We start from the raw sequence: 16,891 nt of genomic DNA on the forward strand, positions 1-16,891 counted from the left end.
GCCCCACATGTCTAGCCCCCACGCCACCGGTTTTATGGTGCTTCATAGCAACCAGCTAGAGGGCCTGCGCGAGTTGGCGGTGCAGTTCATCCGCAACCACCCACTGCCCGTGCTCGCGCCCGAAGTGTTGCTGGTGCAAAGCAACGGGATGAAGCATTGGCTAGAGCTGGCATTGGCCAAAGACCTTGGCATTTGCGCGGCCACGCAGGTGGAGCTGCCGTCTGCCAAGCTGTGGCAGATTTACCGCGCCGTGCTGGGCCCCAGCAATGTGCCCGCGCACATGCCGCTGGACAAGTCGCCACTGGTGTGGCGCATCATGCGTTTGCTCCCCAGTTTGTTGGCCAAGCCCAGCTTTGCGCCGCTGAAAAACTACCTAGGCCAAGCCGAGGCTGACGCGTCGCCCATGAACCGCCGCGCGTATCAGTTGGCCGCGCAACTGGCAGACGTGCTGGACGGCTACCAAAACTACCGCGCCGATTGGCTAGAAGACTGGGCCAATCACAAAGACACACTGCGCACACAAACTGGCACAGCCACACCCCTACCCGCCGCACAAAGCTGGCAGCCCGAGCTGTGGCGCGATTTGCTGGACGACCTTGCGGCTGACGCCGAGGTGAAGGCTGAGCTGCAACACAGCTTCAGCTCACGCGCCAAAGTGCATGAAGCGTTTATGGCCAAGATGGACACCATGCCCGAGGGCCAACGCCCTGCGGGTGTGCCACACCGCATCATGGTGTTTGGCGTGACGTCGCTGCCCATGCAAACCGTGCAGGCGCTGGCCGCTTTGGGCCGCGTGTGCCAAGTGCTCATGCTGGTGCAAAACCCCTGTCAGCACTACTGGGGTCATGTGGTGGAAAGCCGTGTGCCCTTGATCAAGTTAGCCAAGCTGTCCAAGCAACGCCAAGCACACAAAGCCGGTTTGCCCGTGCCGCAAGACGATGGCTCGCTGTCCGAGGCCGACCAATACACCCTGCACACCGACACGCACCCACTGCTCGCCGCATGGGGTAAACATGGCCGCGACTATTTGCACTTGCTCGATGGCTTTGACGATGTAGACCAATACAAAGGCCTGTTCCACCGTGTGGATGTGTTTGTCGACCCCGTAAGTGAAGCCAAAGGCCGCAAGCCCACGATGCTGGAACACTTGCAGTCGTCCCTTCTTAACCTTGCGCCACTGCCCGACCACTTGACCGACGTGCCCGCAGACGACACCAGCGTGCGCTTTGTGCAAACGCACTCGGCCCAGCGCGAGGTCGAGGTGCTGCACGACCGCTTGCTGGCGTGGCTGGATGCAGACCCCACGCTCAAGCCCGCCGACATCATGGTGATGGTCCCCGACATGGCCAACTTTGCGCCGCACATCCATGCGGTGTTTGGGCGCTTCACCAGCAATGACGCACGCCACCTGCCCTACACCGTGGCCGACACCACGCCGCGCACCGAGCCATTGGTGCAGGCCCTTGACACCCTGCTGCAACTGCCCCAACTGCGCGTGACACGCGTGGAATGGCAAAGCCTGTTTGAAGTGGCCGCCGTGCGCGAACGCTTTGGCCTAGAAGAACACGACGTGGCCCAGCTCGACACTTGGCTGGCCGACGCCGGCGTGCGCTGGGGCCTAGACGCACCACACCGCAAACCGTGGGGCATTGCCCCTGACATGGCCGACGCCAACCAAAACAGTTGGCTGTTTGGCATCGAGCGTTTGCTGCTGGGCTACGCCACAGGCGCAAGCGACGACCTCGCCACACCATGGGCCGACACACTGCCGCAAGCAGGTGTGGGCGGGCTAGATGCACGCGTGGTGGATGGCCTATTGCAATGGCTGCGCCACACACAAATTGCGCTGATCAAACTGCGCCAAGAACACACACCTACCGAATGGGTGGCTGTGTTGCAGCAGTTGGTGAGCTTGTTCTTCAAACCGAGCGACGAAGCGGATGAGCGACTGATAGAACGCGTGATGGCCCCGCTAGAAACATGGCTTGCCGAATGCCAACTGGCCCGCCTCGATAGCCCACTGCCACTGGTGGTGGTGCGCGAACACTGGATGGCCCAGCTGCAACAGCCCGCCATGCAACGCCGCTTCTTTGGTGGTGGCGTGCAGTTCGCCACGCTGATGCCCATGCGCTCCATCCCCTTCAAGTGCGTGTGCTTGTTGGGCATGAACGATGGCGACTACCCACGCAGCCAAACCCCACGCGACTTTGATTTGATGAGCGACGCCGCACACGCAGGCAGCACCCAATCACATTGGCGCGCAGGCGACCGCTCGCGCCGCGAAGACGACCGCTATTTGTTTTTAGAAGCCTTGCTATCCGCACGCGACAAGCTCTACATCAGCTGGCAAGGACGGCGCACGACAGACCATGAAGTGAAGCCACCCTCGGTGTTGGTGGCGCAACTGATGGACTACCTCAATGCGGTGTGGACGCATGAGGGTGGATTGGCTTGCGTTGCACCGTTGCAGCCACTGCAAGCGTTCTCGTCCAAGTACTTCACGCAAGACTCCACGTTCCAAACCTATGCGGATGATTGGCAGCGTGCGTTGTTGTCGTCCTCTGCTTCGTCTGCTGCAACTGCGTCAAACGAAGCAACGCAAAGCGAAACAGCGCCCACCGAGCTAACCCTGCAACATTTGCAGCGCTTGTTGCGTCAACCCGTGGAAGTGTTTTTGGTGGACCGTCTGCGCTTGCGCCTAGACCAACCCGAAGAAGCCGCCGAGGAAGAAGAGCCTTTCTCGCTCGACGGTTTAGAAAAATACAAACTCAACCAACGCATTGCACAAGCCGAAGATGCGCAGCAAGCCATTGACCAACTGCGCCTGAGTGGCCAACTGGCCATGGCTGGTTTTGGCGAAGCGCAGCAACATTTGTTTGAGAACGATCGCGAAAAACTGCGCGAGCAACTGGATGTGTTGTTGCCCAAGTGGCCAAACCACTTGAGCGTGCAATCTGCCCACTGGCAACTGGGCCACACGCACCTGAGTGCCGAGTGGGCCAATGGCCAAACCATGTGGCACACGAATGGCAAAGCGCATGCCGCTGGGCAGCAATGGCTGCAAGTGGCCCTGCGCCCAGGTGCGGTGACCGAAGGCAAAAAAGAAAACCAAGTCGCCCGTATCGACACACTCGGCCAACTGTGGCTCCACCACTTGGCCGCGTGCGCCAGTGGCACGTCCACCACCAGCGTGCAAATTGGGTTTGATGCGGCCATCGAACTCAAGCCCATCGATGCAGACACGGCACAAGCGCATTTGCAAGACCTGTGCGATGCCTATTTAGAAGCATGGGCGCAGCCCCTGCCCGTGGCCGCCAAAACCGCCTGCGCGTTTGTGATGGGCGTGTACGGCGGCAGCAAAGACGCGATGAGCAAAGCGCAAGCTGCGTTTGAAGGCGGCTTTGGCAAGAGCGGCGAATACACAGGCTCGCCCGCCTTGCAACGGGTGTTCACGAGTTTTGAAGATGTGGAAGCAGACCTAAACCATTGGGCCACCCGCTTGTACGAACCCATGTTCAAAGCTGCCAAGGTGATTCACCTCAATGCCGACCACGCTGAGGAGGCTGACGCATGAAAGCCCTCAACGCACACACACTGCCGCTGCACGGCCGCCAAGTGATAGAGGCCAGCGCAGGCACAGGCAAAACTTGGACACTCGCTGCGCTGTACCTGCGCCTGGTGCTGGGCCACGAACGCACCGAGGCTTTGCTGCCCCCGCAAATTTTGGTGATGACGTTTACCGACGCCGCCACCGCCGAGCTGCGCGAACGCATTCGCACACGCCTGAGCCAAGCCGCCACTTACTTTGACTTGAGCGCGCAAGGCCGCGACTACCCTGCCTCGTTGAAGGTGGATGCGTTTTTAGAAACACTGCGCGACAGCTTTGACGAAGCACTTTGGCCACGCTGTGCGCTGCAACTCAACTGCGCCGCCGAGTGGATGGACGATGCGGCCATCTACACCATTCACGGTTGGTCACGCCGCATGCTCACGCAGCACGCGCTAGAGAGCCACAACCTGTTTGAACAAACGCGGCTTGAGAACGCCGACCAGCTCAAGCTCACGCTGGTGCAAGACTATTGGCGCGAATGGTTTTACCCACTCAGCGGCGACACGCTGCAACACATCACGCCCCTCATTGGCCAAGACCCAGCCAAGCTGCTGAAAACCTTGAGCGAGATGTGGAAGGAGCAAGAGCGCAAACCACGCGCAGTGGTGGCACCCGACATCACACCCACACAAGCCATTGACACGCACATGGCGTGGCAAGCACAAGTCGAAGCTGCAGCACTTGCTGCGCGTGAAGCGTGGAGTGAGACGACGCTGCAGGCCCTGCAAGAAGCAGGCGCACAGAAAAAAATCAAAGGCTTGCGTGCCGACTACTTTGCCAACTGGCTCAAAGCGCTGCAAGCGTGGGCCACGCAAAGCGCGAAGGCGCACATCAGCAAAGAAGAATTCAAAATACTCGAGCGCTTCACCACCCAAGCCCTGCAAGACAAAGGCTGGACTGAGGCTGAGGGCTTTGCTTTCTTCGCTGCGATGCAAACCTATGTTGCGTTGTTTGACGCCAAGCCAAGCACTGACAAACACATTGCCCTGCACGCCGCACACGCCGTGGGCGAAGCCTACAAGGCAGCCAAAACACAACGCGCCGCGTTTGACTTTTCAGACCTGTTGCAAAACCTGCATCACGCCGTGATGGCCGACGATGGCCGATTGGCTACTGCCATTCGCCAGCAATACCCCGTGGCGTTGGTAGACGAGTTTCAAGACACCGACCCTTGGCAGTACGGCACGCTCAACCGCATCTATGCACCAGACGCTTGCACAGATGCCAACGCGCTGGTGATGATTGGCGACCCCAAGCAAGCCATCTACAGCTTCCGTGGCGCAGACTTGGGCACTTACTTGCAAGCGCGCAAAGACGCACAAGCTATCGATAAAAATGCGCAAGCGCATGACACCGACCCACTGCATACCCTCACCGGCAACCACCGCTCCAGCGTGGGCTTGGTGCAAGCGTTGAACCATGTGTTCATGCAAACCGAACAACCGTTTGCATCAACACAAGGCGAGATTGAATTTGTAGAAGTGTCTGCACAAGGCAAAGAGCCTGCGCTGGTGGTGAATGGCGAAGAGTGCCCACCCTTCACCGTGTGGCAAATGCACCCGCAAGGTGATGCGGATGTGGTGAGCAGCACCAGCTACTTGAACCACACCGCACAAGTGTTTGCCGACCAAATAGCAGACCTGCTGAACAAAGGCGCAGCCACCCCCGGCGACATGGCCGTGCTGGTGCGCAGCCAGAAGCAAGCCGATGCGGTGCGCCACGCCCTGCGTGCGCGGCTCATTCCCAGTGTGTATTTGTCGGACCACACCAGCGTGTACCAATCGACCGAGGCCACCGACTTGTGGCGCTTGTTGCGTGCAGTGGCTTCGCCCCGTCAAACAAGCTGGGTGCGTGCCGCAGTGGGCAGCCGCTTGTGGGCGCTGGACTTGCACGAGGTGCTGGCCACCACGCAAGACGAAGCGCAGTGGGAGCAACTGCTAGAACAATTCCACCAATGGCACAGCCTGTGGCAACAACACGGCGTGCTGCCCATGCTGCACCAGTGGCTGCACAGCCAACATGTGGCGCAGCGCATGTTGGCGCAGCCCGATGGTGAACGCCGCTTGAGCAACCTGCTGCACTTGGGCGAGCTGCTGCAACACGCCGAGCAAAGCCTGCAAGGCGAACACGCACTGGTGCGCCACCTGGGCGAACAAATTCAAAGCCAACACCACGACAGCGATGCACAGCAAGCGCGCCTAGAAACCGATGCCTTGTGCGTGAAAGTCATCACATATCACAAGAGCAAGGGCTTGCAATACCCGCTGGTGTTTGTGCCATTTGCAGGCGCGTTTGCGGTGGAGAAAAAAGCCAAGACCAACTTCGCACAAGAAGACGAAGGCGAGGACGACAGCGACCCAACCGCCACCTCGGTGGAAGAAGACATGCGCTTGTTGTATGTGGCCCTCACGCGTGCGCAACGTGGCTTGTGGATGGGCGTGGCCGAAACTAAATTTGATTTGAGCAAGGCCACCGCTAAAACCGAATTGAAACGCAGCGCCTTGTCACTGCTACTCAAACGCGAAGCGCGTGGCGATTTGAGCAACCAGCTGCACAGCTTGTGGGGCACATGCGCGCACATCCAAGTGGCTGCATTGCCAGAGCTGCAAGGCATCCGCTACCAAGCGCCTGCCGCCACCAGCGCACCCAAAGATGCCCTGACCCCCACACGCACCCACCACAGCCTGTGGTGGACGGCCAGCTTTAGCGCCATCACGCGTGGGCTGGTGTCTGAATCGAAACGCGACGAAGCGGTGGCTGATGCCATCACGGACGCAACCTCCGATGCGCAGCCCTATGCAGTGGCTGCAGCCACACCAGAGCCTGAGAGCATCAGCGCATGGCAAAGCTTCCCTGCCGGTGCGCGCTACGGCACGCTGCTTCACGATTTGTTGGAATGGCTGTCGCAAAACAATTGGCCTGTGGCGAATGAGAACGCGCCAGAGTGGGCCAAACACGCGTGGGCCAATTTACTAGAGCGTAAAGCCAGCTGGTTGCAACTAGACGATGCACCCCGCGCTCAACTAGAACCATGGCTGCAAGCCGTGGTGCAAACGCCGCTGCCTTTGCACGAGCTGAACGCTGCGCCTTTGACACTGCGCGACCTGAGCACCGAGCACATGTGGCCCGAGATGGAGTTCAACTTAGAAGTGAGCCACGTCAGCGCCACCGCGCTGGACCAACTCATTCAAAGCCATGTGTTTGAAGGCACGCTCCGCCCTGCTCTGCAAGCGCGTGTGATGCAAGGCATGCTCACCGGCTCGATGGACTTGGTATTGCAACACGATGGCCGCTATTGGGTGGTGGACTACAAGTCGAACAAACTGCCTAGCTACGACAGCGCCACCTTGCAAGACGCGGTGCTGCACAAACGCTACGAAGTGCAATACGTGCTTTACACCTTGGCGCTGCACCGCTTGCTCAAAGTGCGCCTGCCCGGCTACGACTACGCCCAACACATGGGCGGTGCGGTGTACATGTTCTTGCGCGGTATTCACGCCGAAGGTGCGGGTGTGCATTTGCAGCGCCCACCGCAGGCGCTGATTGAAGCGTTGGATAGCTTATTCACGGGTAATCCCGACACTTACTGCTCACAGTGAGTCATCAACCCTGTTTGACGTGCTAGGACTTACCCTAGAAAGCGATCTTTCGCGCCTCAAAGCGATACTTTTTTTCTGTTTTTACAGAATAATAAGTAACATATTGAAAAGCAGCTTAATTTGATCTGCAGCAAATAGAGGGTTTGTGATGCTTTCACAGTTTTTGCAATTTTTGTTTTCTGGCATCACGGTAGGGGCCACGTATGCGCTTGCCGCCTTGGGCTTCACACTGATTTACAACGCCAGCAACGTGATCAATTTCGCACAAGGCGAATTCATCATGTTGGGCGGTATGTTGGCGGTGCTCTTTGCGCAAATGGGCTTGCCTTTACCCATCGCTTTGCTGCTAGCCATCGTGATTCCTGCACTGGTGGGTATCTTCATGGAGAAGGTGGCCATCGAGCCCGTCAAAGGCGCTGACACGGTGTCTTTGATCATCATCACCATCGGCGCATCACTGGTGATTCGCGGTTTGATTCAAGTTTGGTTGGGCAAGGGTACTTTCAGCTTGCCCGCGTTTTCGGGTGATGAGCCAATTCACATTTTGGGCGCGACCTTGTTGCCACAAAGCTTGTGGGTGTTGGTCATCACGTCGTTACTGGTGGTATCGCTTTGGTACTTCTTCAGCAAAACGCTCACGGGCAAGGCCATGTTGGCCACATCGTTCAACCGCACCGCTGCCGAGTTGGTGGGCATCAACACCAACTTTGTGCTGTTCTTGAGCTTTGCCATGTCAGCTGGTTTAGGCGCAGTGGGCGGCATCTTGGTGACCCCCATCACGATGACGTCGTATGACGTGGGCATCATGCTCGGACTCAAAGGTTTTGTGGCAGCTGTGGTCGGCGGTTTAGGCAATGGTTTGGGCGCTGTGTTGGGCGGCTTACTGGTAGGAGTCTTGGAAGCCATGGGCGCGGGCTACATCTCATCGGCGTACAAAGACGCGATGCCGTTTGTGCTGATTCTGTTTATTCTTTTCTTCATGCCTCGAGGTTTATTCGGCGGCAAATCGACAGACCGGGTGTAACCATGCACAAGAATGCTTATCTAGGCCTAGGCCTTGTGATTGCTGTTTTGTTGGCGCTGCCTTTCATACTGCCCAACAGTTACTACATGGACTTGGCTATACGTATGGCCATCAACGCCATCATCGTGATTGGCCTCAACTTACTCATTGGATTTGCGGGGCAAATCAGTTTGGGCCACGCAGGCTTCTTAGGCATTGGCGCTTATGCATCGGCCGTGTTGCCCACGCACTTTGGTTTTCACCCACTGCTGGCCATGGCCGCAGGTGCAGCCGCTACCGCCGTGATTGCAGGCGTGGTGGCCAAGCCCATCTTCAAACTCAAAGGCAACTACTTGGCCATGGCCACGCTGGGGCTGGGCATCATCATCAACATCGCACTGCGCAACGAAGCCCAGTGGACTGGCGGGCCGGACGGCATGGCCGTACCAGCGTTTGCTTTGTTTGGCATTGAGCTCAGCAGCGACAAGCAGTGGTACTGGGTGGTGGCAGCCCTGTTGGTCATCAGCGTGTGGGCTTCGCTCAACATCATCGACTCGCCGTTTGGCCGCGCACTGCGTGCGCTGCATGGCTCAGAAGTCGCGTCACAAGTGGTGGGCGTGAACATCGTTCGCTACAAGGTGTCGATCTTTGTGTTGTCGGCTGTGTTTGCCAGCATCATGGGTAGCATCACCGCACACTACATTGGTTTTGTCACGCCCAACTTTGCCGACTTCTTCCACTCGATTGAACTGGTGACGATGGTGGTGGTGGGTGGCATGGCCTCAGTGTTTGGCTCGATCGTGGGCGCTGTGTTGCTGACCGCCCTGCCGCAAGCACTGGCCACATTTGAAGGCTGGGAGACCGTGGTGTTTGGCTCGGTTCTCATGCTGTGCATGATATTTTTGCCAAAGGGCTTGGTCCCTACTTTGGCTGCTAAGTTTGGCAAGGGAGATTGAGCATGTCGTTGCTTGAAGTGAAAGATCTCTCCATCCATTTCGGCGGCGTGAAGGCCGTTCAAAATGTGTCGTTCAACATTGACGCAGGCATTGTGTATTCGGTCATCGGCCCCAATGGCGCAGGCAAGACCACCCTGTTTAACCTAATTACCGGTGTTTACAAACCCACCTCGGGTGAGATCCGCCTAGATGGCGAATTGATCCAAGGCAAGTCGCCCAATGAGCTGGCCGAACGAGGCGTGGCACGCACATTTCAAAACTTGCAAATCTGCATGAACATGAGCGCCCTTGAGAACGTGATGGTGGGCGGGCACTTGCGGCTTGACCGTAATGTGTTTAAGGCCGCCATGCGCTGGCCGTCCATGCGTCGCCGAGACAACGAGTTGCGCGAAGAGGCCGCCGAGCTGATGAAGTTTGTGGGCCTAGGGCAATACATCCATGCACGCTCAGATGCCATGTCGTATGGCGTGCTCAAGCGTCTTGAAATTGCACGTGCCTTGGCCATGAAGCCTCGCGTGATTTTCTTGGACGAACCCGCTGCAGGATTGAACCCCAAAGAAACCATTGAGATTGATCGCCTTGTGCGCAAACTAGCCGACTCGGGCATCACCGTAGTGTTGGTAGAGCATGACATGAAGATGGTGATGAACCTGTCCGACCGCATCTTGGTGCTGGACTACGGCAAGAGGCTCACCGAAGGTACCTGCGCCGAAGTGCGCAAGAACCCCGACGTGATTGCGGCTTATCTGGGCGCACACGCCTAAGGACCAAGACATGGAAGCACTACGCATCATTTCCGACGAGCACAAAAACTTTTGGCGCATTGCCGTCACGCTCGAACATGTGGCAGACGAGATCGACCAGGGTGAAAAAGTCGATCCCGCATTCTTTGAGTCTGTTTTCAACTACATCGAAAACTTTGCAGACCATGCGCACCACTTGAAAGAGGACGATCACCTCTTTCGATTGATGCGCTTGCGCTCAGACACAGCGCAACCGATGATCGACGCGCTGGAAGACGACCACCGTCTGGCCAAAGAGCACCTGAATCAACTCAAAGACAAATTCGCCAAAGCCAAACACGGCGAATATGCCGACCTCACCCAATCGTTGCGCGACTACACGCGACGCTTGAAAACGCACATCACCAAAGAAGAAACCGAAGCCATGCCACTGGCGCGTCAAATTTTGACGGCCGAAGATTGGCACGAGATCGACACCAAGTTTTTAGACAACCAAGACCCAGTGTTTGGCGAACAAGCGCGTTCGGATTTCCGCGAGCTGTACCACCGCGTGGTGAGTTTGGCCCCCGATTCCATAGGCTTGGGTAGCCATAGCAGTGGCACACTGGACCGCTATGCTAAGCCTGTGTCAGGCGACATTTTGTTGAAGGTGACAGGGCTTGAAAGCAGCTACGGCCGTATCAAAGCCTTGAAAGGTTTGAACATCGAAGTGCGTCGTGGCGAAACCGTAGCGCTGGTAGGTGCCAATGGCGCTGGCAAGACCACATTCTTGCGCGCCCTGTCTGGCGTACAACCCATGGGCGCAGGCGAAGTTTGGTTTGATGGCGAAGATGTGTCGGGTGTGCGCTCTGACCAACGCATGCGCCGAGGCATTTGCCACAGCCCAGAAGGCCGCCAAGTTTTCGGCCCACTCTCGATTGAAGACAACTTGCGCTTGGGCGCCTACACACAGCCCAAGCAATACCTAGCGCAAGACCTAGAGCGTGTGTACACCATGTTCCCGATTCTGAAAGAAAAACGCCAACTACCCGCAGGCACGCTGTCGGGTGGCCAACAACAAATGCTGGCGATTGGCCGCGCACTGATGGGCCGCCCCAAACTCTTGCTACTTGACGAACCCTCAATGGGTTTAGCGCCGCTGCTGGTGGAAGAAGTGTTCAACGTGGTCAAAGCCCTCAAGCGTGAAGGCATGACCATCATCTTGGCCGAACAAAACGCATTTGCTGCCTTGGCATTGGCTGACCGAGGCTATGTGCTGGAAACTGGCGAAATCACCCTGACGGGCAATGGCCAAGACCTCATCAAGAACGAAAAAGTACGCGCGGCCTACCTGGGCATGTAAATAAAAAATCAGATCAGTGGGAAAACCCTGATCTTTTTTTACCCCTCATTGCGATACATTTTTAGTTGATATAGATAAAATTTTGTAACATTTTAAAACCCTCTCGACTTTTCGGAGAACCTTTCATGACTCACCCTTTGTTTGAAAAACACCTTGCCACTTTGGATGGAGCGCTCCATGCCATCGCAACACGCGGCTACTGGTCTCCTTACAGCGAGATGCCAAGCCCCAAGGTTTATGGTGAGACTGCCGCCGCAGATGGCAAAGCTGCTTATGACGCGCATTTGGGCAAAAAATTTGAACTCAACCAACCCGGCCAAACAGGCTGGGTGGGTGGTGAGACATCTCCCTACGGTATGGCACTGGATGTCAAGTACCCCTTGTGTGACCACGAAGCTTTATTGAAAGCTGGCGAAGCTGCGATGACTGGCTGGCAAGCTGTGGGTGCACAAGGCCGCACTGGCATTTGCTTAGAAATGTTGGACCGCTTGAACAAGCAAAGCTTCGAATTGGGCCACGCCGTGATGATGACAACCGGTCAAGGCTGGATGATGGCCTTCCAAGCGGGTGCGCCACATGCACAAGACCGTGGCCTTGAAGCCGTGGCATACGCTTGGCGCGAGCAAAGCTTTGTGCCCGCACAAAGCACATGGGAAAAGCCACAAGGCAAAAACCCAGCGCTGGTGATGACCAAGCATTTTGAAATCGTGGGTCGTGGCGTGGGCTTGGTGGTCGGCTGCGGCACCTTCCCCACTTGGAACACTTACCCCGGTTTGTTTGCAGCGCTCTCCACCGGCAACGCCGTGATCATCAAGCCTCACAGCAATGCTGTGTTACCAGCGGCTATCACCGTGCGCACCATACGCGCCGTGTTGAGCGAAAACGGCATTGACCCCAACTTGGTCACCCTGTGCGTGACTGACAAACGAAGCACCACACAAGAGTTGGCCACACATCCACTGGTGAAGTCGGTCGACTTCACCGGCAGCAATGTGTTTGGCCAATGGTTGATCGACCACAGCAAACAAGCACAGGTGTATGCCGAGCTGGCCGGTGTGAACAACATCGTCATCGACTCGACCAATGCCTACAAAGCCATGCTGGGTAATTTAGCATTCACCTTGTCGTTGTACTCGGGTCAGATGTGCACCACCTCTCAAGCCATCATCGTGCCGGCCAATGGCATTGAGACGGACGAAGGCCACAAGAGCTACGACGAGGTGTGCGCCGATTTGGCCAAGACGGTCGAGAAATTCCTCAGCAAACCCGAAGTGGCCTGCGCAGTGTTGGGCGCGATTCAATCAAGCGCCACAGCAGACCGCATTGACCTCGCCAACAGCGGCAAGCTCGGCAAAGTTGTGTTGGCCTCGACCAAACTAAGCAACCCAGAATTCACCGGTGCCGATGTGCGCACACCCGTGTTGTTGGCCTGCGATGCCGCTAACGAAAGCGCTTACATGGAAGAGCGTTTTGGCCCCATCAGCTTTATCGTCAAAGCCGCTGACACTGCGGCTGCCATTGCACTTTCCGAGCGCATTGTGCAAACGCATGGCGCGCTGACCGTCGGTTTGTATTCCACACACCAAGAAGTGATTGATGCGATGACGCACGCCACATGGCGTGGCCAAGTGGCCTTGTCGATCAACCTCACCAGCGGTGTGTTTGTGAACCAATCGTCTGCGTTCTCTGACTACCACGGCACAGGCGGCAACCCATCGGCCAATGCGTCGTATGCCGACTCTGCCTTTGTAGCCAACCGCTTCCGCGTGGTGCAACGCCGCTACCACGTCTAAGCGAGAACAGCTGCCATGAACTACAGCCTGATTCAGTTCGACGTGCGTGATGGCGTGGCACGCCTCACGCTCAACCGTCCCGACAAGATGAACAGCTTTAATGCAGAAATGCACGCCGAAGTGCGTCATGCGTTGGACAGCATTCAAACCAACGCAGCAGCGCGAGTGTTGGTGATCACAGGTTCAGGTCGTGGTTTTTGTGCAGGCCAAGATTTAGCCGATGCCGAGGTGCGATTCACCCCAGGTGAAACACCGCCCGATTTGGGTGATGTCGTTGAGCGCCACTACAAACCATTGGTCATGCGTTTGAGCCAACTACGCGTGCCCACCATCGCAGCCGTCAACGGCATTGCAGCCGGCGCAGGTGCCAGCTTGGCACTCGCCTGCGACATGGTGGTGGCCACACAGTCGGCTTCATTTGTGCTGCCTTTCTCAAACATTGGTTTGATTCCAGACACCGGCTGCTCATGGCATCTGCCACAACGCATTGGCCAAGCACGTGCGATGGGCTTGGCCTTGACGGGCAAAAAATTGCCAGCAACACAAGCCGCTGAATGGGGAATGATTTGGGAAGCGGTAGAAGACGCTGCATTCGCGAGCAGCGTGGACACACTGGCCGCCAAACTGGCCACCATGCCCACCAAAGCGCTGGTGCGCACACGCCAAGCCATGCAGTTGGCCAATACGCACACCTTTGAAGAGCACCTCACCTACGAGGGCACGCTCATGCGTGAGCTGGGCAAAAGCGCGGACTACGTGGAAGGTGTGAGCGCCTTCTTAGAAAAGCGCGCACCGAAATTTACTGGGGAATGAATATGGCTGACGCAATGACACCGCAAGAACTGGCGAATGCAGCCACCCAAGCTATGTGGACCCGCGACAACGCCACACATGCACTGGGCATGACGCTGGTGTCCGTCGCCCCAGGCCATGCCGTGATGCGTATGACCGTGCGTTCTGACATGGTAAATGGCCATCACATTTGCCACGGCGGATTGATCTTCACCTTAGCTGACAGCGCGTTTGCGTATGCCTGCAACAGCTACAACCTCAACACCGTGGCCTCGGCTTGCAGCATCGATTTCTTGGCACCTGCGCGCGAAGGCGATGTTTTGGAAGCCATTGCAGTTGAACGCTCGACCTCAGGACGCACAGGCGTTTACGACATTGAAGTCAAGGTTCTAGGGGCAAACACAGTCGCGCTTTTCCGCGGCAAAAGCTACCGTATTAAAGGCGAAGTCATCGCAGGCCTAGAAGGCCATAACTGATTCAAAAAAATACCAGAGTGGAAGAGACACACATGACTTCAAAACAAAGCCCCAACGCTTCGCTGCTAGACCCGATTGAAAAAGCCAGCCGCGATGAAATCAGCGCCCTGCAACTGGAACGCTTGAAGTGGTCGGTGCGCCACACCTATGACAACGTCGCACCCTATCGCAAAAAATGCGAAGCCAAAGGCGTGCATCCGGATGATTTGAAATCGTTGGCCGACTTGGCCAAGTTTCCCTTCATGACCAAGCTGGATTTGCGTGACAACTACCCCTTTGGTTTGTTTGCCGTCCCCAGAGAAAAAGTGGCCCGTTTGCATGCATCGAGCGGCACCACGGGTAAATCAGTCGTGGTGGGCTACACCCAGAGCGACTTGAGCAACTGGGCCGATTTAATGGCGCGCTCGCTGCGCGCAGCAGGTGTGCGCCCAGGTGAGATGGTGCACAACTCTTATGGCTACGGCATGTTCACCGGTGGCTTAGGCGCACACGCAGGCATTGAGCGTGCAGGCTGCACCGTGGTGCCTATGTCAGGTGGCCAAACTGAAAAACAGGTTCAGCTCATCATGGACTTCAAACCCGACGCCATCATGGTGACACCTTCGTATTCACTGGTGATTGCAGAAGAGTTTGAACGTCAAGGCATTCAACCCAATGACATCTCGTTGAAGGTAGGCATCTTTGGTGCTGAACCTTGGGGCGAAGGAATGCGTAGCGCCATCGAAGCCAAACTGGGCGTTGATGCGGTTGACATTTACGGCCTAACAGAAGTGATTGGCCCCGGCGTAGCTTCTGAATGCGTTGAATCCAAAGACGGCCCCGTGATTTGGGAAGACCACTTCTATCCAGAAATCATTGATCCTGAAACAGGTGAAGTGTTGCCTGAAGGTTCGTTGGGTGAATTGGTGTTCACCTCGTTGACCAAAGAAGCTTTCCCCGTCATCCGCTATCGCACCCGGGATTTGACGCGACTGCTAGAACCCACCTCGCGTTCATTCCGTCGCATGGGCAAAATCACCGGCCGCTCGGACGACATGTTGATCGTGCGTGGTGTGAATGTGTTCCCCAGCCAAATCGAAGAGCAAATCATGCGCGACAAGCGTTTGGCGGCGATCTACCAAATTCACCTCAACCGCGACGGCCACTTGGACAACGTGGAGGTGCATTGCGAATTACTGCCGACGGCGAACCCTGCAGAAACTCAACAGATCACGAAGGAACTGCAACACCACATCAAAACCGTGATTGGCATTTCCACCCATGTCAAGGTCATGCCAGCCAACAGCATGCAACGCACGGAAGTGGGCAAGGCACGTCGCGTGATCGACGTTCGCCCCAAACAAAATTAATTGGACACACGCATGACTGAAGCTTTTATTTGCGACGCGATTCGCACACCCATTGGTCGTTACGGCGGCACACTGTCTGCCGTGCGCGCTGACGACTTGGGCGCTGTGCCCATCAAAGCGCTGATGACACGTAACCCCCAAGTCGATTGGGCTGCGGTAGAAGATGTGATTTATGGCTGCGCCAACCAAGCGGGTGAAGACAACCGCAACGTGGCACGCATGTCGAGCTTATTGGCGGGCTTACCTGCAGAAGTACCAGGCACGACCATTAATCGCTTGTGTGGTTCAGGCATGGATGCGGTGGGTTTGGCCTCACGCTCTATCAAATCGGGTGAAACTGAATTGATGATTGCAGGCGGCGTAGAAAGCATGAGCCGCGCACCGTTTGTCATGCCCAAAGCAGACAGCGCATTCAGCCGCAACAACGCCGTGTACGACACCACCATCGGTTGGCGCTTCGTCAACCCGTTGATGAAAAAAATGTACGACACGCATTCGATGCCACAAACGGCAGACAACGTGGCTGCGGACTTCAACATTGGTCGCGAAGACCAAGATGCATTTGCCATACGTTCACAACAACGCTGGGGCGCAGCCAATGCAGCTGGCCGCTTTGACGATGAAATCGTCCCTGTGACGATTCCACAGAAAAAAGGCGACCCAATTGTTTTCACCACAGACGAGCACCCTCGCCCTGAAACCACATTGGCGATGTTGGCCAAACTCAAAGGCGTGAATGGTGCTGAGTTGACCGTGACCGCTGGTAATGCCTCTGGCGTGAACGACGGCGCTTGCGCTTTGTTGCTGGCCTCTGAATCGGCTGCCTCCAAATATGGTTTGACACCTAAAGCACGTGTGATGGGTATGGCCACTGCGGGCTTGGCCCCACGCATCATGGGATTTGGCCCGGCACCTGCTGTGCGCAAGGTGTTGGCCAAAACGGGCTTGACGCTCGACCAAATGGATGTGATTGAACTGAATGAAGCTTTTGCTGCCCAAGGGTTAGCCGTGATGCGTGACTTGGGCTTGCCCGATGACGCCGCACACGTGAACCCCAACGGCGGCGCGATTGCCTTGGGCCACCCCTTGGGCATGAGCGGTGCACGTCTGATCACCACGGCCAGCTACGAGCTGGCACGTCGTGGTGGTCGGTATGCCCTATGCACGATGTGCATTGGTGTCGGACAAGGTATTGCCTTAATCATCGAACGCGTTTAACAAATAACTC

The 16,891-nt window shown here is 56.7% G+C and carries 11 protein-coding genes and 1 pseudogene; all 12 read left to right on the forward strand.

Going from position 1 to position 16,891, the window contains the following annotated elements:
• The first annotated feature begins 7 nt into the window (after window positions 1-7).
• Window positions 8-3,574 carry an exodeoxyribonuclease V subunit gamma gene (gene recC / locus C5F52_RS00665; RefSeq protein ID WP_104796412.1) on the forward strand — a complete coding sequence of 1,189 codons (3,567 nt, stop codon included), beginning with the start codon at window positions 8-10 and terminating at the stop codon, window positions 3,572-3,574.
• Entirely contained in the window at window positions 3,571-7,209 is a 3,639-nt protein-coding gene (gene recB / locus C5F52_RS00670; RefSeq protein ID WP_104796413.1) for an exodeoxyribonuclease V subunit beta, read from the forward strand. The genes recC and recB overlap by 4 nt, the downstream gene beginning before the upstream one ends.
• A 148-nt stretch (window positions 7,210-7,357) precedes the next feature.
• Window positions 7,358-8,233, forward strand: a complete 876-nt coding sequence (locus C5F52_RS00675; protein WP_104796414.1) for a branched-chain amino acid ABC transporter permease — start codon at window positions 7,358-7,360, stop codon at window positions 8,231-8,233.
• A 2-nt stretch (window positions 8,234-8,235) separates the two neighbouring features.
• Complete coding sequence (locus C5F52_RS00680; RefSeq protein WP_104796415.1) at window positions 8,236-9,168, forward strand: branched-chain amino acid ABC transporter permease; 933 nt, start codon at window positions 8,236-8,238, stop codon at window positions 9,166-9,168.
• 2 nt (window positions 9,169-9,170) lie between these two features.
• Window positions 9,171-9,932 carry an ABC transporter ATP-binding protein gene (locus C5F52_RS00685; RefSeq protein ID WP_104796416.1) on the forward strand — a complete coding sequence of 254 codons (762 nt, stop codon included), beginning with the start codon at window positions 9,171-9,173 and terminating at the stop codon, window positions 9,930-9,932.
• Window positions 9,933-9,942: 10 nt separating this feature from the next.
• A pseudogene (locus tag C5F52_RS30135) lies at window positions 9,943-10,335 on the forward strand (hemerythrin domain-containing protein); the annotation flags it as partial.
• Window positions 10,336-10,551: 216 nt separating this feature from the next.
• Complete coding sequence (locus C5F52_RS30140) at window positions 10,552-11,253, forward strand: ABC transporter ATP-binding protein (protein ID WP_236657711.1); 702 nt, start codon at window positions 10,552-10,554, stop codon at window positions 11,251-11,253.
• A 125-nt stretch (window positions 11,254-11,378) separates the two neighbouring features.
• The gene (gene paaN / locus C5F52_RS00695) at window positions 11,379-13,046 is read left to right on the forward strand and encodes a phenylacetic acid degradation protein PaaN (RefSeq protein ID WP_104796418.1); all 1,668 of its coding nucleotides are present in this window, start codon (window positions 11,379-11,381) and stop codon (window positions 13,044-13,046) included.
• 15 nt (window positions 13,047-13,061) lie between these two features.
• The gene (gene paaG / locus C5F52_RS00700) at window positions 13,062-13,859 is read left to right on the forward strand and encodes a 2-(1,2-epoxy-1,2-dihydrophenyl)acetyl-CoA isomerase PaaG (RefSeq protein ID WP_104796419.1); all 798 of its coding nucleotides are present in this window, start codon (window positions 13,062-13,064) and stop codon (window positions 13,857-13,859) included.
• A 2-nt stretch (window positions 13,860-13,861) separates the two neighbouring features.
• Entirely contained in the window at window positions 13,862-14,314 is a 453-nt protein-coding gene (gene paaI, locus C5F52_RS00705) for a hydroxyphenylacetyl-CoA thioesterase PaaI (RefSeq protein ID WP_104796420.1), read from the forward strand.
• A 32-nt stretch (window positions 14,315-14,346) separates the two neighbouring features.
• Window positions 14,347-15,663, forward strand: coding sequence for a phenylacetate--CoA ligase PaaK (gene paaK, locus C5F52_RS00710; RefSeq protein WP_104796421.1), 1,317 nt, complete (start codon window positions 14,347-14,349; stop codon window positions 15,661-15,663).
• Window positions 15,664-15,675: 12 nt separating this feature from the next.
• The gene (pcaF, locus tag C5F52_RS00715) at window positions 15,676-16,881 is read left to right on the forward strand and encodes a 3-oxoadipyl-CoA thiolase (RefSeq protein ID WP_104797102.1); all 1,206 of its coding nucleotides are present in this window, start codon (window positions 15,676-15,678) and stop codon (window positions 16,879-16,881) included.
• Window positions 16,882-16,891: the final 10 nt, after the last annotated feature.

It is taken from the genome of Limnohabitans sp. TS-CS-82 (assembly GCF_002943475.1).

What these genes read in the sequence shown, in the direction of transcription:
- C5F52_RS00680 (WP_104796415.1), top strand. Translation starts at nt 8,236, where the DNA reads ATGCACAAGAATGCTTATCTAGGCCTAGGCCTTGTGATTGCTGTTTTG.
- C5F52_RS00675 (WP_104796414.1), top strand. Translation starts at nt 7,358, where the DNA reads ATGCTTTCACAGTTTTTGCAATTTTTGTTTTCTGGCATCACGGTAGGG.
- paaG (WP_104796419.1), top strand. Translation starts at nt 13,062, where the DNA reads ATGAACTACAGCCTGATTCAGTTCGACGTGCGTGATGGCGTGGCACGC.
- pcaF (WP_104797102.1), top strand. Translation starts at nt 15,676, where the DNA reads ATGACTGAAGCTTTTATTTGCGACGCGATTCGCACACCCATTGGTCGT.
- recB (WP_104796413.1), top strand. Translation starts at nt 3,571, where the DNA reads ATGAAAGCCCTCAACGCACACACACTGCCGCTGCACGGCCGCCAAGTG.
- recC (WP_104796412.1), top strand. Translation starts at nt 8, where the DNA reads ATGTCTAGCCCCCACGCCACCGGTTTTATGGTGCTTCATAGCAACCAG.
- C5F52_RS00685 (WP_104796416.1), top strand. Translation starts at nt 9,171, where the DNA reads ATGTCGTTGCTTGAAGTGAAAGATCTCTCCATCCATTTCGGCGGCGTG.
- paaK (WP_104796421.1), top strand. Translation starts at nt 14,347, where the DNA reads ATGACTTCAAAACAAAGCCCCAACGCTTCGCTGCTAGACCCGATTGAA.
- paaN (WP_104796418.1), top strand. Translation starts at nt 11,379, where the DNA reads ATGACTCACCCTTTGTTTGAAAAACACCTTGCCACTTTGGATGGAGCG.
- paaI (WP_104796420.1), top strand. Translation starts at nt 13,862, where the DNA reads ATGGCTGACGCAATGACACCGCAAGAACTGGCGAATGCAGCCACCCAA.